This is a genomic window from Methylobacterium haplocladii, assembly GCF_007992175.1.
GTDB classification, from domain to species: Bacteria; Pseudomonadota; Alphaproteobacteria; order Rhizobiales; family Beijerinckiaceae; genus Methylobacterium; species Methylobacterium haplocladii.
Map to the genome: position 1 here is coordinate 57,705 of NZ_BJZT01000010.1, position 26,827 is coordinate 84,531.

Consider the following 26,827-nt stretch of genomic DNA (forward strand, 5'->3'; position numbering starts at 1 on the left):
ATGGCTTTTCCGTTCAAGTCGGAAGGCTTCTGGGGACCCCTGTTCCGCCGCCGCGACCGCGCACGCATCAGCGTGGAGGCGCCGCGGGCCGCACGCCCGTCGAAGCGTCAGCTCGTGCTGCACCTCAAGAAGAAGGCCGACCGGATCTTCAACCGCGACCGGCTGATCTTCGATCCGCTGGAGCCGCGCGTGCTGCTCGACGGCACCAGCAGCTACCTGATCACGGCGCCGATCGATTCCGGGACGCAGGAGCATCAGGTCCTCGTCCAGCTGGTCGACACGTCGGCCGCGATGGCGGCCAGCGCGGACAAGGTCCAGCAGGTCCAGATCTTCGACTATACGGGCGGCACCAAGGGGCAGAAGCTCCACTCGTTCGGTGACATCAGCGACAGCAACAAGGCCTTCACGCTCACCGGCACGTCCGGGAAGGACCGCATCACCGTCGATGCCGACTCGTTCAATCTGCTGACCGGCAGTCAGACGCCGCTGCTGACCATTGCCGACGCGACCGCCGGCGACGGCGATACGATCGCTCTCCTCAACAAGCCGACAGGCGCCGCCCGCTCGGGCGCGGAATTCACCCTGACGGGTACCGATGCGGGCACGATCGCCTCGGGCAAGTTCGCGGGAAGCTTCTCGGGCATCGGCAACCTGACCGGCGCGGCGGCGGCCGACGACAAGCTGACGATCGGCTCAGGAGCCAGCCTCAGCGGCACCTTCGATGGCGGAAAGGGCAGCCTCCAGCTCGACCTCTCGTCCGCCCTGACGGGCAGCATCGACGCGACCCTGTCGTCGGCGGCCTTCGGCAAATACACCCTGGCCAAGACCTCGGGATCGAGCGCTGCGGACTTCAGCCTCGCCTTTACCGCGCCGACGACGAGCCTCGGCGTGATCCTGGGCAGCGGCGACGACACGCTGCATCTCGCCAGCCTGCCGCCCGCACCGAACTTCACGGTCAGCGGCGGCGCCGGCGCCGACCGGATCGTCTTCGATACCGATCTGAGCGCCACCAGCGGCGATCTCGCCCTCACCTTCGACGGCGGTGCCGGCGACGACCGCATCGACATCGCCGCCAATCTCAGCACGGTGGCCGGCAAGATCGGCATCACCTTCCAGGGCGGCGCCGGCGACAACAGCCTGACCGTCGCCCAGGGGAAGACGATCACCGCGAGCGGCAGCGTCAGGATTGCTGCGGATGCGACCCTCACCCCGGTTCTGACCACGGACAACAACTACGGCCGTTCCGCCGACGCCAAGGCGCGGATGGGCGTCACCGTGAACAAGGACGCCGTCATCAGCGGCGTCGGCGTGGCGATCGCCGTGACCAGCAGCGTCACGGTCGCGGACACGGCGCCCGCCGACACCCAGACCCTCACCGTCACGGCCGATGGCCTCGCCGGGATCACCCTCGCCGGCAGGATCGATGCGAGGACGGGCGCCGCGGCGCTGACGACCGACGTGGTCGACAGCATCACGCTGACCTCGACGCTGACCTCGCAGCTCAAGCGCGTCACGCCGACCCTGACCAACAGCTCGACGATCGTCGTCGGCGCGAGCGGCGCCGTGAACGGCGGCACCGTCAAGCTCGCCGCCAACACGCGGGCCACGGTCGACGTGAAGGCGATCGGGCTGGTCCTGCCCAGCGCCACGACGTTCACGAATGCCGCGTCCGGTACCGCCGACACGATCAAGGCCGTCGTCAAGGGCGAGAAGAACCTGAGCGATGTGTTCACGCCCGCCGAACTCGCGGTCGAGGGAATCATCAAGAGGGCCGAGACGACGATCACCAACACGACGCAGGTTACGGTCGCCGCCGGCGCGCAGATCGTCCAGACCGGCGCGGCGACGATTTCCGGCAGCGATCCCGCCGTCTCGGTGCAGATCTCGGCCGACGACCGCACCAACGCGACCACCACCCTCGTGGCGAAGGACGGGACCGACATCCCCGTCCTCAGCAGCCTTCTCAACCTGTTCGCGCTGACGGCGAACCAGAACGTCACGCGCGTCACCAGCGTCGACCTCGGCGTTCCCGCCACCGGCACCCCGCCGACCGGCGCACCCACCGCCGACGCCACCGCACTGATCTCCGCCGCCGGCAACGCCGCGATCCAGGCCTCGAACAGCGGCGCGCTGCAGGTCCGCATCCGCGCGGCCACCGAGGCGCCCGATCCGCTGTACCCGACCACCAAGACCGTGGCGGGCGACGGCGAGGACGACGGCTCGCTGCCGGCGCCGATCAAGGCCGGCGCCGCGCAGATCACCGTCAACGACACCGTGCGCGTGGCCGTGCGCGGCGTGCGCATCGCCGCTGCGTCGCTCGCCGTTGCCGCGACGAACGACACCGGCATCGAGAGCCGTGCCGTCCAGGCGCGCAACCTGCTCACCGGCTCCACGAGCGCTATCGTCGAAGCGTCGCGCCTGAGCGCGAGCACGGGCGCCGTCTCCGTCGTCGCGATGGACGCCACCAAGGCGAGCGCGATTGCCGTGCCGATCGAGACCGGCACCCTGGAGGCGGAGACCGACACCCAGAAGGCCAATCGCGAGCTCATCGGCATCGCGCGCGGCTCGGCGGTGAACACCACGGAGCGCGACATTACGGCCGCGTTCACGGATTCCGAGTTGAGCGCCGCGACCGACGTCACGCTGACCGCACAGAACGCCCTCGATCTCACGACCGAGGCCAAGGCGGCGGTCGCCTCGAGCAAGCTCGGCGTCGCCGGCTCCTACGCCGTCAACATCGTTCTCGGCAGCACCACGGCCACCGTCCTGCGCGGCAGCGTGATCGCGACCGCCGGCGACGTCACCGTGAACGCGGCCGACGTCACGAACATCGATTCCCGGGCGCAGACCACCGTCGAGGGTGCCGCCAGCTCCGGCGGCGCCGCCGTCGGCAGCACCGCGAGCGGCAACAACGCCATCGGCGGCGCTGCGGCCTTCAACATCGTCGGCTACAGGGCCGATGGTGTCACCGGCACGGACAAACTCGCCGACAAGATCGTCGGCATGGCCCTCGACACGGTGCTCGGCACCGGCTTCTTCACGGTGGCCGCCACACAGTCGATCCGCGCACGGGTCGACGCCGCCATCGTCACGGCGAGCGCCGGACGCGTCGGCCTGAACGCCGCGAGCGCGGGCACCGTGAACGCCACGGTCAGCAACACCGTGACCACCCGCACGCCGGAGCAGACCCGCGCCGACCTCGCGAAAGCCGAAGCGCGGCAGAGCGCGCTCAACGAAGCCCGGAGGGTTCTCGGCAAGCCGGCGGTCGGCGGCAATGCCGGCACGGTCACCACCGCGGCGTCCCGCAGCATCGGCGGCCTGATCGCCACCAACCGCATCGCCCGTTCGGCGACCGCCGACGTGGTGAGCGGCGCGACCATCACGAGCGCCGGCGAGCTCGGCGTGCGCGCCGCCGACATGTCGACGATCAACGCCAACGTGAAGCTGGTGGCGTCCAGTCAGGCTGCGAGCGACGGCGGCCTGTCGGGCAAGCAGCCGCAGATCAAGTCCGACTTCAAGGCGAATGCCGGCCAGCCGGTGGAGATCACGCTCGGCCAGCGCGTCGCGGTCGATTTCGCCAATGCGCTGGGCATCGATCCGATCCGGACGGTGAGCACCACCGACGCGATCAAGTCGAAGCTGCCTGCGACGACCAAGGACGCGAAGAGCGGCGCCACCGGCACCACCGCGACCCCGCGCTTCATCAAGACCGGCGACGTCGTCCTCGTCAGCCCCGGCCAGCCGGCCGGCAAGGGCGAGGTCGGCTCCTACTACCGCTACATCAAGGCGACCGGCACACAGGCCGTCCCCGCCACGCAGGATTCCATCGACCTCTCGAAGGCCGACTTCACCGACGCCACCCTGTGGAAGCTCGTCGGCGAGAAGGGTGCGGTCTACGCCTATATGGGCCCCGACAGCACGGCCACGACCAAGCTCGACCTGAAGACGGCGGACTTCACGAACCGCGACCTCTGGCGCAGTGTCGGCGACGGCGAGGCCGCAGCCGCCAAGACCACCGGCTCCGCGGGCATGTCGGCCGGCGGCATCGTCGTGCGCAACGAGATCAAGGGCGGCGTCGTCGCCGCCATCAGCGGCTCGGCGACCCGGGTGAACGCGGGCAGCGTCGCAGTCGCCGCCGAGAGGAGCGCGACGATCACGTCCAAGGCCGACGCCACCGTCGAGGCGATCGCGACGATCCGCGAGCAGACCGGGGAGAAGGCCGACGGCACAGCCGACACGGCCGGCACCGCGAGCGACGTTCCCGGCAAGACCTCAGCCTTCGACAAGGCGGCCCCGGCGACCCAGTCGGGCCAGGGAAATACCGCGAACCAGTCGCGTTCGAGCGCGCTCGCCATCAACGCGGTGATTGCGACCAACACCATCCAGTCCGCGGCCGACGCCTCCATCACGGACGCCGCCGTCACTACCACGGGCAGCGACGGCTCCGTCGCGGTCACGGCGAAGACGGCCGGTGTGATCGAGGCCGAGGTCGAGGCAGCGATCACTGCGGCCACGAGTGGTCCGTCGGGCTCCGAAGGGGCGACCACCACCACCGGCTCGGGACAGGCCAAGCCACCGACCACCTCCGCGCGGGCGGCCGGCATCCAGCTCGCCTTCAACGCGATCGGCTACGAGAGCGGCAATCTCGGCTTCGATACCCTCGACGCCGTGGTCGGGACCAACCTGACCAACCCGGCGACCGCTCAGGCGAGCGCCCGGATCAGCAACAGCACGGTCACGGCCACGGGCGCGATCAGCGCGACGGCCGAGTCCTCCGGCGCGATCACGTCGAAGCTGAGCAACGAAGTCACCGCTTCCGCCGCGGCCGCCAGCGTTAATGCGCTCGCCGTCTCGGGTCTCGTCGCGATGAACCGGGTGAGCGGCGCCGCCCAGGCGCAGATCGATGCCAATGGCAAGACGGTCTCGGGCACCGACGTCACGGTCTCGGCGGTGGACTCCGTCAGCATCGATGCCGAGACGGCGGTTGCGGCCACGGCCACGGCCGAGAAGACCGGCGACGTCGGCGGCGTCTCCAAGGGCGCCGAGGCGCTGCTCGGCGAATACACCTACACCACGGCTTCCGGCACGCGGCAGGTCAAGTTCGGCGAGAAGATCCGCCTCAGCGATACCTGGGCCGGAGCGGCCACACGGGGCGAAAAGGGTGCGGTGTACCAGTACATGGGCACCGACTTCGCCGCCGCGGTCGATCTCGGCAGCACGACGGACGCGAACCTGAACTTCGCCGACTTCGCCCTCTGGAAGAAGCTCGACGCGACCAACGTCGTTTCGGACACCACCACCGGGGGGGCGGCGCCGACCGGCAAGATGTCGGCGACCGGCCTTGGCGGCATCTTCGCGCGCAACGACGTCTCGGGGAAGGCCGAGGCGAAGATCGTCAACACGACGCTGAAAGCGAGCGGCGACGTCGCCGTCAGCGCGGACTCGACGGCTTCGATCACGGCCGCCGACGAGAGCGAGGTCGAGGCCGAGGGCGGCGCGGCCGCCAACGGCGTGCTCGTCTCGAACAACGTGCAGAACGGGGCCCTGGCCTTCATCAAGGACAGCACGGTCACGAGCAGCGGTGGCGGCGTCAGCGTCTCCGCGGTCAATTCTTCGAGCATCGAGGCCAGCGCCGCGGGCTCGGTCTCGGGCGAAGGGACGGCGCTGGGCTTCACGCTCGCCTTCAACACCGTCGGCTTCAAGCAGCAGAACCCGCTCTTCGCCGCCGTCGACACGATCGTCGGCGATCCCCTGATCGCCACCGCCACCAATTCCGAGAACCCGGCCGGGGCGAAGGCCTACATCACGGGCAGCACCGTCACGGCGGAGCAGGACGTCACCGTCAAAGCCGAGAGCCGGGCCAGCATCAAGGCCGAGGCCGGCAACAAGGTGAAGCAGGCGGATTCCGAGGAAACCGTCCACAAGGCGGAAACCGGCGCACGCGGCATCTCCGCCGGCGCCGTCCTGGCCATGAACAAGGTGAGCGGCCGCGCCGAGGCCTTCATCGGCTCGGAGACGGTATCCGATCAGGCCCCCACGCAGCTCGCTGCGACGGTCACTTCGACGGCGGGGTCGGTTCTCGTGTCCGCCAAGAACCAGGCCGGCATCGAGTCCGAGAGCACGATGATCGGCTCCTCGTCCGTCTCCGGCGGCGTGGCCGAGTTGGCCAAGAAGGCGGTCGCGACCGCCCTCAACATCTACGATTACACCTCGAAATCCGGCACCCGAGACCTGACGGCCGGCGACCGGGTCCGCCTCGCCGCCGATTTCACGCCCGCGGGGGCGGATTCCAGCACCGACGCCAAGCGCGCCGAGGAGCCGCTGCTCGCCGGGCGCGTCTTCATCTTCGTCGGCAGCGCCGCCAAGGGCGTCGTGCTCGCGAGCGAGGACTACTCGAACACGGCGCGTTGGTTCGCGGTGGACGACGGCGCCACCGTCTCCACCAAGCCCTCGGCCGCCGGCACCACGGCCACGACCGACACGACCACCGGCGACACCGCCGACAAGGATACCACCACCGTCAAGACGGCGGAGGGCACCACGACGATCACGCGCACCAAGGCGCGCTACACGTCGAACGCCCCCAGCTACCAGGATATGATCGCTGGCCAAGGCGTGCTGCTCTCGCGCACCGATACCGTGTCGAAGGGCGAGAAGGGTACGATCTACATCTGGCGCGGGGCGGACAACACGTGGGTCACGCTCCACGGCGAGGACTACACCAGCGACAACTGGATCCCGGCCGCGGCGAAGACCGTGATGCCGCAGATCGACAAGGTGGCCGATCCCGCACCGGCGGCGACCCCCGCTCAGGGTGCTCCCACCCCCACCAACCGCACGCCCGCCTCGTCCTCCAAGGCCTTCGGCGGCCTGATCGTATTCAACGAGGTGAACGGCGGCTCCACCGCCCGCATCACCGATGCGACGGTGACGTCCGCACTCGACCTGTCGGTCCGAGCCGAGGACGCCGCCGACATCTCGGCCACGCTCGTGAGCACCGTCACCTCCTCCGGCGGAGCGTCCTTCAAGTCGCAATCCGGTGCCGGGACCAGCGGCGGGACCGGCGGCGGCACGCTGATCGCGGCCAACGGCATCGCGGCGACCAACGTCGTACGCGGCGGGGCCGAGGCGAGCGTGCTGCGCTCGGCCGTGGAGGCGCAGACGGGCAATCTCGACGTCACCGCCGAGAACACGGCCGGCGTCGATGCGCGCGTGCGCGCCTCGTCCACGACATCGGGTGGCGAGGGCGGCGGCGTCTCCGGCGCCGTGACGCTCGCCTTCAACTCGGTCGGATATCAGACTCAGAATCTGCTGTTCAACGCCGTCGACACCCTGATCGGCCAGTCGGCCATCTCGGGCGCCTTCGGCGGTGAGGTCGGCTCGGGCGCCAAGGCGACGATCGTCAAGTCCTCGGCGAAAGCCGGCGGCGACCTGACCGTCTCCGCGACCTCGGCCGCCAAGATCAACGCGACGATCAGCAATGCGGCGATGTCGTCGACCGATTCGATGAAGGGCTCGGGCGGTTCCGGCTTCGGCGTCGTGCTGTCTTCGAACAAGGTCAGCGGCAGCGCGACGGCCCTGATCGACAACACCGGTGTGACCAAGGACATCACGGCCGGCGGCGCGCTCGCCGTCACCGCGAAGGACGCGGCCGGCATCACCTCGAACGTCCAGATCGTGACGAGCTCGACCGTGGTGAAGACCGACGGCGGCGCCGTCACCAACCAGTCCAAGCTCAACAAGTACCTGCCGTCCGACTTCTCGACGAACCCGAACGAGGTCCAGTCGGCCACGATCCAGTCGAACATCATCAAGAACCGCAAGGACTTCCTGCCGGCCGAACTCACGGCCCTGGAAGAGAAGGCCAGTGCCGAGATCGCCCGGGTGAAGGGGCTTATCCTGGAGTTGCAGGCGCGCCCGACGGAACTGCTGAAGCAGGTCGAGACGGCCACGCTGAAGCTCAAGGCCGGCGACAGCGTCGACGCCTATCTGCGCACCATCAACAAGACCCTGGTCGATGCGCTGAAGGCCGTGGTCGACGCCAAGGTCATTCCAACCACCGAACAGACCGACCTCGCCCGTCGCCTCACCAAGGCGTCGGACGACCTCAAGCCGTTCACCGCGGTGGGCTTCCTCAACACACCCGCCGCCGACGAGGCACGCACCGAGGCCCTGAAGCTCGCCGCGGAGGCCGCCCGCCGCGGCTATCTCGACGATGCCGCGCTGCGAAACAGCACAAATGCGGACGCGACCACGAAGGCCGCGGAGAAGACGGTGGGCTCGGTGATCGGTCTGCAGGTCGCGGCTGACCGCGCCGTCATCGGCGTCGCCGCCCGGATCGTGGAGCTGAAGGACGGCCTGAACGCGTTCCTGAAGCCGTTCGGCCTCAGCACGGACAGCATCGGCACCCTCGACCTCTCGGCTTTCGGCCAGGCGCCGAAGACCGTCAACAAGCAGGACGTCACCTTCGGCACGCGGGTCCGCATCGCGGAAGGCTACGCCAAGCCGACCTTCAAGGCGGTCGATTCGGCCAGCGTCACGGTCAAGACCGGCGACACGATCCAGGACTTCGACGGCAAGATCTACAAGTATGTCGGCGCCGAGCTTTTGAGCAAGGTCCAGCCCAGCACCTTCGTCCTGACCGACACGACCAAGTTCTCGCTGATCGCCGCCAAGTCCGACGCCTACAAGGCGGGCGACATCTACATCTACATGGGCACCAATGCCCCGCAGCTCGACCTTGCGGCGACCGATTACTCGAACAAGCTGCTCTGGAAGCGGGCGCTCGAGTCGAACTTCATCCCGGATGGTCTGACCCTGCCGAGCACCGGCAGCACGCCTGCGGCTGCCCCGGCGGCGACCCCCGCCACCACCACGGAGACGCCCACCGGCGATCCCTCCGCCGGCAACGCTGCCCAGACCGGGACCGTGAAGCCGCAATCGGCCGCGGCGCTCGCGATCGGCGGCCTCGTGGTGCTCAACAGCGTTCACGGCGACGCCATCGCCCGCATCACCGGCGTCACCGCTACCACCGGAACCGGGGCGATCACGGTCTCGGCGACCGAGACGGCGACGATCACCGCCACGGCCGACAGCGCGGCCAACGTCAAGTCGGCCAGCTCCTACAGGCAGACCAACGGCACGGCGGCTGCCGGCTCGACCCCGGCGCCGAGCGCGGCCACGACCGATCCGACGGCCGGCACCAAGTCGCAGACCAAGAGCCTCGCGCTCGGCGGCATCATCGCCACCAACGCGGTCCTCGGCACCGCCAAGGCCGAGATCGTCGACAGCACCGTCACCGGCGGCGGCGGTGTGAGCGTCGGTGCCGTCAACACTGCGACGATCGACGCGACGAACAAGGTCGCGACATCGAGCGACCAGGGCGCGGTCTCGATCACGCTGGCCTTCAACACCATCGGCTGGAAGGAGCAGAACATCCTGTTCCGCACGGCCGACCTCATCACCGGCCAGCCGCTCATCGGAGCCGGCAACGACGACACCCCATCGGGCGCCAGCGCGCAGATTCTGCGGAGCACGGTCGTCACCGGCGCCGGCAGTACGCTCGGCGTGTCGGCGCGCTCGGACGCCACGATCAACGCTCAGGTCAACAACAAGGCCAGCGCCTCGAATGCCGTTCTGAAGGATGCGAGCGCCTACGCGATCGGCTTCGCGCTGACCGGCAACATGGTCAACGCCAAGGCTCTGGCCACCATCGACAACACCGGCACCACGAAGACGGTCGATGCCGGCGGCGCCGTCACGATCTCGGCCACGAGCAACGGGTCGATCGTCTCGCTCAACAGCCTGTCCTCGCTCGCCAGCCTCACCAAGCCGAGCGTGCTCGAGGACTTCGCCAACAAGGTTCTCGACAACTACACCTACACGACCAAGTCCGGCACCAAGACCGTCAAGTTCGGCGACATCGTCTTTGCGAAGATCAACGGCGTCGAGAAGCGCTTCGTCTATTTCGGCGAGACCAAGTCGGTCGACCTGACGGCCACGGGTATCTTCACGGAAGCGAATTCCTGGCGCGAGAACAATCTGCGCGAGTTCATCAAGTTCCTACCGCCGGGCGTCCTCAACCTCGGCGAGAGCAAGGACGCGAGCGCCTCTTCGACGCCTCCGGCCGAAGGCGCGCAGCCGGCCAGCGGCGGCACCTCCTCCAAGCCGTACGCCGTGGCGGTCGCGGGCATCCTCGTCAGCAACGATGTGCAGAGCACGGCGACGGCCAGCCTCGTGAACACGGGTGTGGTCCGGGCCGGCGACGTGAGCGTGCAGGCCGCCCAGACCGGCACGATCACCGCGACGATCACGAGCAAGGTCGAATCGAAGCTCAAGGCCGGCACCAAGCCGGGCGACAAGAGCGCCCTCGCGATCGGCGCCGTCATCGCGGCGAACGTGGTGACGGGAACGAGCAGCGCGACGATCGCCGGCAGCAAGCTCGGCGACGTCGACAGCGGCAAGACCGTCGGCAACGTCGCCGTCGGCGCGAGCAACACCGCTGCGATCACCGCGACGGTCGACAGCACCGTCGAGTCGAGCGAGACCGCCGTCGGCGTGACCGCAGCGTTCAACAAGATCGGCACGTCGAGCCAGAACGTCCTGTTCGATCTCTCGGACGCGATCCTCGGGACCGATCTCGGAACCGTACTCCAGGGCGCCAACACCTTCGCCGCGACCGCCTCGATCACCGGCCAGCCGATCAACGCCACCGGCGCCGTCTCCGTGACCGCGCAGTCCAAGGCGACGATCAAGGCCGAGATCAAGAACGCCGTGACCACGGTCGGCGCCTCGGTGACGAGCGTCGGCGCCGTCGTCAGCCTGAATCTCGCCCGTCTCGCGACCTCGGCCACCATCGCCGACGTCACGAACCTGAACGCGGCCCGCGGTGTCTCGGTGAGTGCGCTCAGCGCCTCCGCGATCGATGCCGTGGTCACCGCCCCGGTGACGTCGGTGGCCTACAAGCTGCCTCCGACGGATCCGGCCGCCGGCAACAGCGGCTCCGGGAACACGGGCTCCACGAGCCAGACCGGCAAGACGATTGCCGTCGCTCTCAGCATCGCCCGCAACACCATCGTCGACGAGACGCTGACGGCTGGGATCGACCGGGTCGGTCAGCTGACGGCCACCGCGGGCGACGTCCGCGTTTCGGCGTCGAGCGACGCGACCATCGTTGCCAAGGCGACCGCCACCGCGATCGCCGTGCTTCTCAGCACCGAGGACGGCAAGAACATCGGCTTCGCCGGCGGCGGCGCCCTCGGTTTCAACACGATCCTCGGCGGCGTCGATGCGCATCTCGCCGGCAGCAAGATCACGGCGGGCGGCACCGTCGCTCCGGCCCAGGACGGCACTGGCGGCCAGGGCAACATCACTGTCGCGGCCACGAACGACTCCGCCATCACCGCCTCGGTCGAGGCGGCCGCGGCGGCGGTCGTCGTCGGCAAGGGCACCTCGCAGGCGGTCGCCATCGGCGTGACACTCGCCTTCAACATGATCGGCTTCTACGGGGCCGGGCTGCCGACGGGCGCAGACTTCAAGAACGGAACCGCACGCTCCCTCGACGTGCGTGCGAGCGTCACGAGCAGCCGCCTCTCGGCCGGGCGCCGGGTCTCGGTCGAGGCCACGTCGTCCGAGGCCATCACCGCGAAGACGCTCGCGGCGGCCGTCGCCGTCGCCGCATCCACCGGCGGCGGAAGCGGCGGCCAGGGCAGCAACGTCGCCTTCGCCGGCGGCGGCCTCTACGTCGGCAACAAGATCGTCACCACGACCACGGCCGTCATCGACGGCAGCGGCGGCACCGACGATGCGGTGACTGCGGGGGCGGGCGGCATCAGCGTCTCGGCCAAGGACACCAGCCTCATCAAGGCGACCTCCATCGCCCTCGCGGTCTCGGCGAACCTGAGCGCGAATGCGAGCGACACCGGCACCAAGCCGAGCGTCGCCATCGGTGCCTCCCTCGCCAACAACGAGATCGGCAGCGACGTGACGGCCCGCATCACGCAGGTCGCCAACCTCGCGAGCACCGGTGCCGTCTCGGTCTCCGCGACGCGCACCGCCGACATCGCCGCACAGACCTTCGCGGCCTCCGTCGGCGCCCAGGTCTCGTCGCAGGGCAAGGGCGTCGCGGTCAGCGGCGGCGGAGCCCTCGCGCTCAATACGATCGGCGGATCGACCGTCGCCGAGCTGCTCGGCTCGAAGGTCGGCGACGGCACGACCGACGCCAGCAAGGTCGGCAGCCTCGATATCTTCGCGAACGATCAGGCCAAGATCGCCGCGCTCACCGGCGCCACCGCGATCGCGCTGGCGGCCTCGGCGAACGACAAGGCCATCGGCGTCGCGGTCGGCGCCTCGGTCTCCAACAACGTCATCGGTTCGGGCGCCGCGGTGCGCGCGACCCTGTCCGGCACGCCCGTGCGCGCCGCCGGTGCGGTCACCGTCCGCGCCCTCTCGAAGGAGACCGTGGACGCCACGACGGTCGCCGTGTCGATCGGCGTCTCGGGCAGCGGCTCGGGCACCGCCACGTCGGCGAGCCTCGGCGGCTCGGTCGCCCGCAACGTCATCGACGTCGCCACCACGGCCGAGGTCCTCGGCGCCGTCGCGGTCGATGCCGGCAGCCTCTCGGTGAACGCGGACAACCAGTCGTCCGTGTCCTCGACCGTCGGCGCGGCCTCGATCGCCGCGGCGCTCGGCCAGGGCACGGCGGTCACGGTCGCCCTCGCGGCGAGCGTCGCTCTCAACAGCATCTCCGGCAACGTCAGCGCGACCGTGAAGGACGCGCAGGTGACGACCCGCAACGGCGACATCACCATCGCGGCCACGCGGACCGGCACCATTTCCACCACCGCCGCGGCCGCGAGCGTCGCGGTCGGGGTCAGCGGCGACAAGGGCATCGGCGTGTCCGGCGCCGGCGCCGCCGCCGTCAACAAGATCAACAGCAGCACCACGGCGATCGGGCAGAACGCCGCGCTCAACGCCGCGGGCGCGGTCACCGTCTCGGCCGGCAGCACGGCCACGATCAAGGCCGACATCATCTCGGCAGCGGCCTCCGTCGGTGCGGGATCGGGCAGCAGCGGCGCCGGTGCCCTCGGCATCGCCATCGCCTACAACGAGATCGGGGCCTGGACGGCCTACGACGAGGCCGGCAACACGCTGAGCCAGACGCCGACCCTCGGCAACCGCGCCAACGTTTCCGCCACACTCTCGAACACGCCGGTCTCGGCCACGGGCGCGCTCGCCGTCACGGCCACGAGCCGGAACACGATCACGGCGAACATCGTCGCAATCGCGGCCGGTGCGGCCCTGTCCGGCTCGAACGCCGGGGCCGTGAGCGTCGGCGGCACCTTCGCGATGAACAATATCGGTCTCGCGACCGGCGCGCTCATCGACGGCGACGGCACGGGTACCGGCCCCGGCATCGCGGCCGCGAGCGCCACGGTCTCGGCCAGCGACGCTTCCACCATCACCGCCAAGGCCCTGTCGGCGAGCCTCGCGCTCGCCGCCGGAGCCTCCAACGCCGTCTCGGTCGCGGTCGGCGGCAGCGTCGGGCTGAACAGCATCGCCAACGACGTCTCGGCCACCGTCAAGAACGTCGATCGCGGGCTGCAGACCACCGGCGCGATCCTCGTCAGTGCGAAGTCCGCCGGCGCCATCACGGCCCATGCCGCCTCGGCCGCGCTCAGCATCGCCGGCGGCGGCTCGAACGCCGTCGCGGTCAGCGCGGCCGTCACCTATGCGCGCAACGTCATCACGACGGGTACGCGCGCCAGCGTCGTCGACAGCGCCTTCGTTACCACCGGCGGCAGCGGCACGATCGATGTGAAGGCGGAATCCTCCGCCGCCATCGAGGCCAAGATCCTGGCCGCCGCGCTCGCCGTCGGCGTCGGCGGCAGCAACGGCGTCGGTGTCGGCATCGGCGCGGCCATCGCCGAGAACTACATCGGCTCCTGGGACAAGACCGTCGAGAAGGACGCGGCAGGCAAAGAGAAGACCGAGACGACCGCCTACACGCTCAAGGGTGCCGGCGGTACGGCCGTCGCAGCTCTCGTGAGCAACACCGGCGTCTCGGCGAGCAAGGCGCTCAGCGTCACGGCGACCTCGGCGCAGACGATCACCGCACAAGTCGTCGCGGCCTCCGCCGCGATCGGCGGTGGCGGAACCGCCGGCGTCGGCGCGTCGGCAGCCGGCGCCGTGGTCTCGAACGCGATCGCGGTCGCCACGAGCGCCACGATCAGCGGCTCCGGGACGACCGGCATCAACGCCGGCGGTGTCGTCGTCAACGCAGCGGATACCTCCACGATCGATGCGCTCGCCGGATCGGCCTCGCTCGCGGGCGCGGGCGGCGGCAGTGCCGGTGTCGCCGTCGCGGTCGGCTTCACCCTCGCCCTCAACAGCATCGCCGGCGGCGTCGCCGCGAGCATCACGGGGGCGAATTCCCTCGTCAGCGCGGGCGCCGTCTCTGTCACGGCCTCGCGCGCCGGGCGCATCAACGCGGCTGCGGCCGCGGCGGCGATCAGCATCGCCGGCGGCGGCGCTGCCGGTGTCGGCGTCTCGGGCGGCGGTGCCTTCGCCTCCAACCGCATCCTCGGCTCCACCACCGCCACGGTCGATGCCAGCAGCATCACCACGAGCGCCGGCGGCCTCACGGTGAAGGCCAGCGGATCCTCCGAGATCACGGCGATCATCTCCGCGGTGGCCGCCTCGGCCGGCGGCGGCGGTTCGGCCGGCGTCGGCGTGGCGCTCGGCGTCAGCGGCGCGGAGAACCGCATCGGCAGCTGGAGCACCAGCGGCAGCGGCGCGACCCGCAAGGACACGCTGTCCGAGGGAAGCGGCATGGCCGTCGAGGCCAAGGTCAAGGATTCGGCCCTCGTCATCGCCGGTGCGCTCGGCCTCGAGGCGACGTCGAGCCAGACCATCTCGGCCATCGTGGTCGCAGCATCGGCTGCCATCCAGGGCGGCGGCGCGGCCGGCGTCGCGGTGAGCGCCGCCGGCTCCCTGGCCGCGAACGCCATCGGCGTCGCGACACGCGCCACGATCGACGGGGACGGCACCGGCATACAGGCCGGCAGCGTCACGCTCTCGGCCAGCGACACCTCCGCGATCACCGCGTTCACCGGTGCCGCATCACTCTCGGGTGCGGGCGGTGGTGCGGCCGGCGTCGGCGTGGCGGTGGGCTTCGCCCTCGCCCTCAATTCCATCGCCGGGGGCGTCGAAGCCTCGATCCGCAACGTCGATACCGGGCTTGCCACGCGTGCCGGCGGCGTCTCGGTGACGGCGACGAGCAACAGCCGCATCAAGGCGACCTCGGCGGCTGCGGCCGTGTCGGTCGGCGGCGGCGGCGCGGCCGGCGTCTCGGTCAGCGGCGGCGGCGCCGGTGCCGGCAACGTCATCACCACCAAGACGAACGCTTTCGTCGCCAACAGCCGTCTGACGGTGCGCGGTGGTGCGTCCACGGTCTCGGTGGATGCGAAGTCCGACATCCAGGCGCTGATCGTGGCGGCGGCGATCGCAGCCGGCGGCGGCGGTGCGGCCGGCGTCGGCGTCTCGGTCGGTGTCGGCGGCGCGAGCAACGTCATCGGCAGCGGCAACGAGGTCCAGGCCTACCTCAGCGATTCGAGCTTCGACTCGGATTCCGCGCTCGGAATCCGCGCGACCTCGAGCCAGACCATCAAGGCCGACGTCGCGGCGGTTTCCGCCGCGATCCAGGGCGGCGGCGCTGCCGGCGTCAGCGTGGCCGGCGCCGGTGTCGGCGCGACCAATACCATCGCGGTCAAGACCCGCGCCGCCATCGACGGCGACGGCGCCAGCGGCGTCAAAGCCTCGGGCATCGCCATCGCCGCCAAGGACGATTCGCTGATCACGGCCTCCGTCGGCGCGTCCGGCATCGCCGGCAGCGGCGCGGGTGCGGCCAGCGTCGGCGTCGCGGTCTCCCTGTCCTTCGCCACCAACACGATCGGCAATACGGTCGAGGCCACGATCGGCAACGCCGACACGGGCGTCACCTCGACCACCGGCGACGTCTCGGTCGAGGCGACCAGCGGCGGCTCGATCAAGGCGATCGCCTCGGCGGCGTCGCTCAGCTTCGGCGGCGCCGGCATCGCCAACGTCCAGGTTTCGGGCGGTGGTGCTTCCGCGGTCAACATCATCACGACGAGCACCCGCGCGGTGATCGCGAAGGCCGCCGGCCAGACGGCCCTCAACAAGGTCACCAGCGGCGCGGCGCTCCGCGTCGCCGCGACGAGCAACCAGGACATCGACGCCACCGTGGTCTCGCTCGCCGCCGCCGGCGGCGGCGCGGGCATCGCGAGCGTGCCGGTGGCGATCGGCCTCTCGGGCGCCCAGAACATCATCGGCAGCTGGCGGACGACGGCCGCCGACGGCTCGCGCCTCGACCAGCCGACGCTCGTCACCGACGGCGGCGCCCGGGTCGAGGCCGTGATCGGCGACACGATCGTCGATGCGGCGGGTAACGTCGTTGTCACGGCGACCTCCGCCAGCACCATCGACGCCACCGTCGCGTCGGCTGCGGCCGTGGTGACGGGTGCGGCCGTGGCCGTGGGCGTCGCCGGAGCCGGAAGCTTTTCCGGCAACGCGATCAGCTTCGCCACCAAAGCCGCCATCCTCGGCGCGGGCAGCGTCACGGCGGCGGACGTCACCGTGCGCGCCAAGGACCAGGCCGCGATCAACGTCGACGTCGGCGCAGCCGCCGTCGCCGCCGCCTTCGGGGGCGTCGGCGGGGCTCCGTCGATCGGCGTCGCCACGGCGCTGAACGTCATCGACAACGCGCTGAGCGCGGTGATCGACGGCGGCAGCGTGACGGCGCGCTCGGGCGGAATCCGTGTCGAGGCGCTGGTTCCGGCCGACGATCCGGCGACGGCCGGTGTTGAGGGCGCCAGCATCAAGGCCAGGGTCGCCGCGGCGGCCGTGTCGATCTCCGGCGGCGGCGTCGCCGTCTCTGTCGCCGGCGGCGGTGCCGTCGCGACGAACCTGATCGGCGGCAGCACCAGCGCCAGGGTCAACGCGGCCACGCTGAAGGCCTCGGGCGATATCGCGGTCAATGCCGCGAACAACAGCCGGATCGAGGCCTCGGTCGCGGCGATCGCGGCCGGCGTCAGCATCGGCGGTGTCGCGGTCGGCGCCAGCATCGGCGTCGGCGTCGCGACGAACCTGATCGGCAGCAGCCTCGGCTCCGCCCGTTCGTCCGCCCTCGTGATCGAGGCGCTTTCGAAAGACACGAAGATCGAGGCCCAGGGCAACCTCGACGTCACGGCCGTATCCGGCCAGACGATCAACGCGACGATCCTGGCGGGCTCCGTCGCGATCAGCGCGGGCGCCATCGCCGTCAGCGCCGCCGGCGCCGGTGCGGGCACGCATAACCGCATCGCCGCGCAGGTCAGCGCGACCATCGACGGCGACGGCACCAGCGGCAGGATCTCGGCCGGGACCGTCACCGTCTCGGCCCGCGACGCCTCGTCGCTCAGCGTCGACACCGGCGCCGCCTCGGTCGCGGCCTCGGTCGGGTTCGGCGGTGGCGCCGCGGCCTCCATCGCCGTCGCCGCGGCCGACAACGTGATCGAAAACCGGGTCACGGCCGCGATCAGGAACGTCAACGACGGCCTCTCGGCCCGCAATGCGGTCAACGTCACCGCGACCGAGACGGCGAGCCTGACGAGCCGGGCGCGTACGGCTGCCCTCGCGGCGAACTTCTCCCCCGTCGGCTTCTCGATCGCCGGCGGCGGCGCCGGCACCGGCGACACCGTCAAGAGCACGACGAGCGCCGGCATCTACGCCAGCAAGGTCAGCGCCGCGGGCGACGTCTCCGTCCGCGCGTCGGACACGACGAGCGTCGACTCGCAGGTCCTCAGCATCTCCGTGGCGGGCGGCCTGCTCGCCCTCGCTGCCGGCGGTTCGGTCGCCGTTGTCGAGGCGAGACCGACCGTGACGGCCGCGATCGAGGGCGGTAGCCTGTCGGCCGGCAATGTCAGCGTCCTCGCGACCGCGCTTCCGGCCGTCAGTGCCCGAGCCATGGGCATCAATGCCGGCACCGCGGCGATCGGCGCCTCGGTCGCCACGGCCAAGGTCGCCGCGACGGTCGATGCCCACACGAAGAACGTCGCGATCACCGCGGCCGGCCTCTCCGTGCAGGGCAGCCTGTCCCAGCAATCCGGCAAGGATTCCGCCACGGCGAGCTCATCCGGTGCCGTCGGCGGTCTGATCGGGCTCAACTCCACCGTCACGACGGCGGAGAACGCGAGCACGGTCAGCGGTACGATCGACGTCGGCACGGTGCTCACCGTCAGCGGCGCGGTGGCCGTGACCGCGACCAGCGCGACGAAGCAGAGCTCCAACGCCAGCAGCGCCAGCATCGGCCTCGTCGCGGCCGGCGCAACCTTCGCCTCGGCCAACTCGGCGACCGTGACGGCCGCGAAGGTCGCGTCGCTCGGCACGCTCAATGCGGGCTCGATGACCGTCACCGCGTCCGGAGCCGACGACAACTTCGCCAAGTCGATCGCCGGCAGCGGCGGCCTCGTCTCGGGCACGGCCGCGAGCGCCAGCACCAATACGGGCGGCAGCACCAAGGCCGATCTCGCCCCGGGCGTGACCGTCGACCTGACGACGCGCGGCGACAGCACGGGCCTGTTCTATCTCGCGGCCGACCACACAGCGACGGTCAACGGGCAGGTCATCACCGACAGCTACGGCGCGCTCGCGGGTGCGGGCGCCGTCGTCACCAACGACGTCGCGCATGCCGTCGCCGCCACCTTCGGCGCCGGCGTCCGCGTCACCGCGCGCGACATCGTCGCGACCGCCACCAACACCGTGAACAAGCCGCAGCTCGGACAGGCCAACATCGTCGGCTCGACAGGCGGCATCGCCAGCGGCGCCGCGGCCTACAGCACCACGACCATCGACCTGACGACGAAGGTCGTCGTCGACAGCACGGCCGGCCAGAAGACGAACCTGACGACCGTCGCGCGGCTGGGAAGCCAGGGCGGCATCCGCCTGGCGGCCAACAATATCATCAACGCCTACGACAAGGTCTCGCTCACCACCGGCGGAGCCATCTCGGGTGCCGGCGCATTCTCGACCATCGAGACGCGCAACTTCCAGGCCCAGGTCAACGTCGGCAGCAGCGCGACGCTGTACACGCTCGGAAACCTCGCGCTCTCGGCCAACGGTAGCGGCTCGGCGTACGCGGTCTCGAACTCCGAGACCTATGGCGCCGCGACCGTCGCGCTGGGCAGCACCAAGGTCATCATCAAGCCGGACAACGCGGTCAATGTCGGCGCGAATGCCGACATCACCGCATACGGCGATGCCGACTTCTTCGCCGGCACGAACAAGAAGGCCTACGACGACGCCTACGACACCTCCGCGACCACCGACAACTTCGCGGGCAGCGCGATCCCGATCTCGTCGCTCGCCGCCAAGATCCGGGTGAGCGAAACCAACACGATCAAGGTCGACGGCGGCGCCACGATCAAGACGGCCGGCAACGCGAACCTGTTCACGAACCGCCAGGGCAATTCCAACGCCGTCGCGCGGATGAAGGGCACGAACTGGACGACGGCCGTCGCCGGCGCCATCGACAGTGCCTTCGGCGGTTCGTCCGTCACCCCGGTCGGCGACTCCCAGACCGGCTCGGTCGGCACCGTGATCGTCGACGGCAACATCGTCACCGGCATCACGCGCAACATCTCGATCGTGTTCGACGATCTCACCCGCGGCAACGGCACCAATCCGCCGACCGTGATCACCGGCACGGTGAAGCTGAACGGCCAGAAATACGACGCGAACGGCAACCCGATCGCCGATACCGACGCGACGAAGAGCTTCACGATCTCGCTGGCGAACGGCGCGACCTCCGCATGGGCGGCCCTGCCGAAGCTGCCGATCACCGTCAGCCTCGGCTTCGCCGACGCGCAATCGAGCCTCGTCGCCGCCTACAACGAAGCCACGAAGGGCCTTGCGACCTACAAGGACAACGGCACGCTCCAGGCCTATTACCAGGGCGAGGTGAACCGCATCAAAGCCGAGCTCCTTGCCGATGGGCTTGCCGAGTTCCAGACCGACTACAACGGCAAGACGGTTCTGATCCCCATCTTCAAGCAGGTGCAGGCGATCACGGTCAGCCCGTTCACGGCGGGCGCCGGCGGCATCTTCGTGCGGGCCGACGCCTTGCTCGGCTCGGGCAGGCTCGACGCCGCCTCCGACACGAAGGTCGAGATCACCAACAACTCGGTGGCGAGCCTCGTCATCGGCGGCATCACGATGCCGGAATCGAACGGAGGCACCTTCCTCAACGGCACCGTGATGACCTCGGGCGGCGACGTGACCACGCGCATGGCAGCCATCGCCACCGAGAACGCCAAGAGCCCGGACGCCGCGGCGGCGGCTCTGGTCGCGGGAGGCCGCGGGGTCTCCTTCGCCACGCTGACGGCCGGCGGCATCGCTACCGATGCCGTGAAGAGCGACATCTACCTCACGAACACCTCAGGCGCCCGCAACGGCAATTCCGCGCCATCGGTCTTCGTCGTCGGCGACGTCTACGCACCGACCGCGGTCTTCCACGTCAAGACGGCGGCCGGCGGCGACCTGACCATCACGGCCGCAACCTCTGTGAAGAGCACCGATTTCGATGTCGGCGGCGCCGTCTCGATCGGCACCACGGAGGATCTGCGCACCTACTCCGTCGGCGGCGATCCCTACGGCCAGATCAAGGCCGTGCTCGACACGGGCAGCGGGCCGCTGACCGCGAAGACCAACACCGCCATCGCGACCGCGCTGGGCCAGTCCACGGCGAGCCTCGTCGCGAGCGGCGCGGTCACGATCAAGGCGCAGTACCTCAACGTGAACGGCCTCGTGCAGAGCGGGCGCGACAGCTACACCATCGTCATCGACCAGACGGTCGATGACGAGATCCGGGAGATCATCAACAACCCGGGCCGCACGGCCAATCTTAGCTCGCTCACCCGTGACGGCTTCTCGGCGAGCTACAACCGCCAGACCGGCGCGATCGAGATCGACGAGATCGTCTCGACGGGCGGCCAGATCAATCTGACCGGCGTCATCGTCAACACCAACCAGGGCAAGGGCGAACTGCGCGCGCTCGGCGGCTATGCCAGCGTCAACATCGTCAACCGGCTCAACCGCGATGTCGTCCTCAATCGCATCGACCTGTCGCAGCGCGGCGTCGGCACGATCGACATCAAGGATCTCGCCTACAAGGACACCGCGCGGGACATCGCCTTCCGCCAGACGCTGATCAGGCAGGATGCTGCGGGAACGGTGAGCCGTTACACCGCCGATCTCAGCGCGTCCGGCCGCGAGATCGCGACATCCTCGGGCAGCCTGACGGATTATGCGCCGAAGAGTGGATTCCGCTACGCGTTCACCATCGGCCAGGGCAACAAGAACACCTACAGCAAGACGATCGGCACGTCGTCATGGGCCGGCATCGACGCCTTCGCGAAGGACCCGCCGGACCTCAGCACCTTCAACAAGGAAGTGACCGAGAAGGCCGCCCTGCAGCCGGAATCCGCGTACTACTACGTCGACACGAGCAGGTCGGGTTACGCGTTCCTGGGAGCGCCCGAGTATACGCGCAGCGCGGAGAAGGCAAAGGAGGTCGCGAGCTGGACTACGAGCACGTGGTACGGAAAGAAGACCTATTACTCGAAGTTCCAGACGGTCGAGTATACGGAAACCCAGGCGACCCATAGCCTCGAGGCCGATTACGGCATCAAGATCACCTTCACCGGCGGTCGCACCGGTACCGTGAACGTCGACTCGCAGGGCGCGGGGCGCGTGCTCATCGCTGGCGGCATCAAGAACGACAACGGCGCCACGACGATCAAATCCGGCAGCACGATCGAGCACCTCGGCTCGACCGCGGCCGTCACGGGTTCGACCGTCGTGCTGCAGGCCGTGAACGGAATCGGTGGTGTCGCGAGCGACTACAAGCCTACCGACAGCGCCCAGACCATCAGCGCGACTCTCTCGGCCAACACCAAGGCCCTCAACGTCAACACGGTGGGCGCCGGCAACAGTCTCAAGGCGACGACGAGCCAGGGCAACATCAACCTCAACGTGCGGACGCTCGACAACGAACTCGGCATCGACAGGATCGCGGCGGGCAGCGGCTACGACGTCAAGCTCGTCTCATCGGCGGGCGTGACGATCCGGGGTGAAGGCATCATCGCGGGTGGCGTGCTCAATCTGGCGGCCGGCGGCCGCTTCGGCTCCGAGGGGACGCCGATCAAGCTCGACGGCGGCAGCACGAGCCGCGACAGGACCAACATCGTCGCCGGCGGCGCGGTCGGCGTGCGCGAGATCGCGGGCGACCTGCGCCTCGACAGCCTGACCGCCAACGGCGACGTCTACATCAAGGTCGACGCCGGAGATCTGCTCAACGTCAACAGCACCGTGATCCGCGACGACCGCAAGCTGGCCCAGCTCATCGGCGGCGTCTGGAAGGACCTCGCCCTGACCGGTGCGGCCGCCGATCTCAAGTATCAGGCCACGCTCAGCGCTTTCGAGACCGCCCGCGAGGGCGACTACAACGCATATTGGGCCTACCGGAAGCAGCAGCCGGACCCGGCCGGTGCGATCACGCTCAACGCGACGAACGGCGAGCGCGACTACTACACCAAGCTCTACACGGACCAGGCGACGAGCCAGGGCGTCACGGACGTCGCGACCTATGTCGCCAAGGCGATCAACGCGCTCGAGACGAGCCGTACGCAGCAGTACCACACGCTGCACCAGCAATACGGCAGCTACGGCGACGTCTATCACGCGGACCTCGCCGGCGATTACGCGGCCTATTGGGCCTACCGCACACAGCAGGGCGCCGGCGCGTACAGCTCGGCCTATACCGTCAAGGCGACGGCCCAGGACCTCGCCAGGATCCAGGCGGCGACGCACGCCGCGCCGATCCCCGGCGACGCGATGATGGCGGCGATCACCGCCCAGATCGCGGACATGGAGGATCAGCGGACGAGTGCCTACACGGCGCTCCGGGCCCGGTTCGACGGCCTCGGCAACGTCCAGGACAGCACGAAGCTGACCAATCCCACGCAGGCCGATCTGGCGGCGTACAATACCTATTGGCAGTACCGGAACGCCTTCGACGCGACGGCGGGCAAGGTGCGCCTGAGCGTTGCCGAGATCACCGGCCTCTACACCACGGCGATCCAGGCCGAGGCACGCAACCTCCGGCTGACCGGCACCGATCTCCAGACCTACGTCACCGCCCAGATCCAGCAGATCCAGGACTCGAGAACCGTCGACTACAATAACCTGAAGTTGGTTTTCAGCGGCTTCGACAGCACGACGGTGACGGATTTCGCGGCTCAGTACGCTCAGTACTGGCAGCTGCGCGAGGCCCTGGTTGCGGGCGAAACACCATCCGCCGCGTACACCGCGCTCGACACGATCTTCTCCCGTTTCGGCGACAAGTATCTGCCGAAACTCGCCGCGGCCTACACGATCTACAGCGGCTACAAGACTGCGATCACCGGCGCCGAGCTCACGGCGCTGACCACGCAGCTCCAGACGGAGGCGGCGACGCAGACCCTGGGCGAAGCTGCCCTGCGCCTGGATACCTCGGCGCGGGTCGCCACCGTCGAAGCCGGGCTGAAGGCCACCTACGCAACCCTGCACGCGACGTTCGGTAACCTCGGCGACGTCTACGACGCCGCGAAGGTCGCGAGCCTGACCTCGGCCGAGCAGGCCTCCTACGAGACCTATTGGAGCTACCGCAATCAGCAGGTCGATCCGTCGGTCTACAACGCGTCGTTCGCGCCGCGCCTGACCGGTCAGGCCCTCGCCGACGCGGTGGCCGCGGCCCGCACGGCCGCCGTGGCGGCGAATGCCGGCTCGACGGCGATCACCAACGCCCTCGCCGCCGCCCAGACGGCGCGCGAGACCAAGCTCACGGCCCAGTATGCGGAGCTGAACACCTTCTTCAACAAGCTGCCCGCCTCGTACGAAACGGGCGCCCTCACGGCGCAGAAGCAGGCGACGCCCGCCTTCTTCGTCAATCAGGCGACGGCCGACGGCATCAATGCCGGCATCAAGCGCTGGACGCAGGACGAACTTCTGGGCGCAGTCGGTCAGGGCCTGCTCAAGGAGGTCTCCAGCACGATCACGAACACCAATACGATCATTTCGGGCGCCAACGTCCGCATCGTGACGTCGGGCAACGTCGGCTCGGTGAGCGGCACGACGCTGATCGGCTTCGGCGCCAACGCCAAGCCGCTGACCACGGACCAGCAGATCGACCTCGCGGCCGCCGAGCGCAGCGACCTCGTCTTCCTGACGAAGGCTCCGATCGCCACCGGCACCGTCGTCTTCGGCCATGACGGGACCAGGGGCACGGTGACGCTCCAAGGCGGCACCTGGGATACCGCGACCTTCTTCAAGAACGGCACGCTCTTCGACGGCACGCTCTACATCGGCGGCCTGTCGGCGAACGCCAGCGGTCAGACCGCCAAGGTCTTCAAGATCCTGAGCGTCGTCGACTCGGTGATCACCGTCGACCAGCTTTTCGACCAGGAGGGCTTCGGCCGCGGACTAAGCTTCGGCGTCAGCATCGCCGTGAACGGCGAGGCGCCGCGCGCCAGCGCCGTCACCTCGATCGACCTGCTGAAGGCGGCTCCGACGAGCGTCGACGTTACGTTCAGCAACGACACGGCCGCCGAGCAGGGCGTCCTGACGCGCAGCAGCGGGAGCTGGGACGCGTCCTACACTGTGGGCGACAAGCTCTACATCGCCGGCCAGACCCGGAACACCACGGCCGTCGCCTCGAACGTCTATGAGATCGCGTCGGTCAGCGGCGGGGTAATCCGCCTCAAGGTCGGCCAAGTCTTCGACACGCGCGCGGCGAACGGTCAGCAGGCCGCCAGCGTGGTCGCGACCGTCGACGTCGGCGTGCGTTCCTCGACCGGTACCGGCGTCGCCGTCATCAACCGCGTGTTCGCCGATCCCACCGACACCTTCACCGCAGACGGCTTCAAGGACGGCATGCGCATCGGCATCGCTGGCTCCTTCGGCGTGAAGACCGCCAACGCGACGAGTGCGGAGCAGAGCTTCACCATCAAGACGCGAACCGACGCGAGCCTCATCCTCGAGGCGAACGGAGCTCTGAAGGCCGAGAGCGGCCGCGACCTGATCGTCTTCCAGTCGAAGACCGATCCCAACAACCCCTTCGCGCAAATCACCCAGGTTCTGATCCAGAAGCGCAAACCGGTCGCGCTGGACAAGACGATTGTTTCGCTCGACGTCACGGCCGGCGGCCAGATCTACATCGACGTTCCCACCCTCACGACTGCGCTGACCGTCGGCCTCGTCGAGTCGACGGGCACCAAGGAAATCCGGCTCAAGACCAATGCCGGCCTCGTCAGCGGCGGCGCGGCGGACGCGGTCAACGTCAAGGGCGGCGATACCCTGCTCGAAGGCGGCAAGGGCGGCATCGGAAGCGCGGCGAAGGCGATCGGCACCGATCTCGGAGCCACGAACACCATCGCCGTGCGCGCCGACCAGAGCATCTACGTCACCGAGCGCGCCGGAAACCTGAACCTCGAATCCGCCTTCTCGGCGGGCGGCGACGTTACCTTCGTCGCGACCTCGGGCAGCATCCTCGACGGCATCGGTTCGGACACGAACAAGATCGTCGCCAACAACGCCTACCTGAAGGCTTCGGGTGCGATCGGCGCCAAGACCGACGCGATCGAGATGAAGCTCGGGGGCACGGTTCGCGCCAGCGCCACCGGCGACATCGTGCTGAGCGAGACGCAGGGCACCATGAAGGTGGTGGCGATCGCCACGAAGGGCGACGTGGTGCTGAAGGCCGCCGCGTCTATCATTGACGGGGGTGATCTCACCGACCCGACCGACATCGACTCCGCGCCGATCGCCGGCTCGGGCCGGGCCAACATCAGCGGCCACGCGATCGATCTCAACGCCAAGGATGGCATCGGCAGCCTGAGCGACGCGCTCGGCCACGAACTCGAGATCAACAGCAACGTCGACGGCACCACCGACGGCGTCGTGACGCTGAGGGCCGCGGCGAACCACATCGCCGTCGTGGAGACCACGGGCGACCTCTATCTCAACACCGTCGGCACGGATGCGAGCCACATCGCCTTCATCACCGCGACGGCCGGCAGCATCCTGAACGGCGCCAGCAAGTACTTCGACACGGACAAGTTCAACACGGAGTCCAACCTGACCTCGGGCAAGGCCTATCTCGTCGCCTCGGGCAGCATCGGCACCGAGAGCCGGCGCCTCGTCGCCAAGATGGTCAGCGCCGATGTCGGCGCGTTCGGCGGCATCGAGGGCTCGTCGGGCGGCGACTTCTGGCTGTGGAACGTCGGCGGCCTGCGCGTCGGCGGGGTTAACGCCAACTCCGCTGTCGGCGTGAAGGCCGGCGGCAAGCTCGGCATCCGCACGTCGAGCCCGGTGGAAGTGTCGCAGGACATGATCGCCAAGGGCTCCATCCTCGTGGAATCCGGTGAGGAGACGACCCGGTCCGACGACAACCTCACCGTGAAGGCGGGCGTCACCATCTTCTCGACCGAGGGCTCGGTCGAGCTGAATGCCGGCGACGATCTCATCGTCGAGGCCACGGCCGTCGTGAAGGCGAAGGGCGCCATCACCCTGCGCGCCGACTGGAACCGGGATACCCATGCGGCATCCAACGATGCCGCCGCGACCATCGACCTGAAGGGCACCTTCGTCGGTGCCTCGATCGCGATCACCGGCAGCACCAAGGGCGGCCAGATCCTGCTGGACGGCAGCTTCGCGACGGGCCAGCGCACGATCACCG

The 26,827-nt window shown here is 69.4% G+C and carries 1 protein-coding gene (running past one end of the window); it reads left to right on the forward strand.

What is annotated here, in order from left to right:
• The coding region annotated (locus tag MHA02_RS06085; protein ID WP_147077587.1) for a GLUG domain-containing protein crosses the window boundary (this coding region is incomplete at its 3' end): on the forward strand, nucleotides 1-26,827 show 26,827 of its 38,390 nt. 11,563 nt of the annotated region lie beyond the right edge of the window.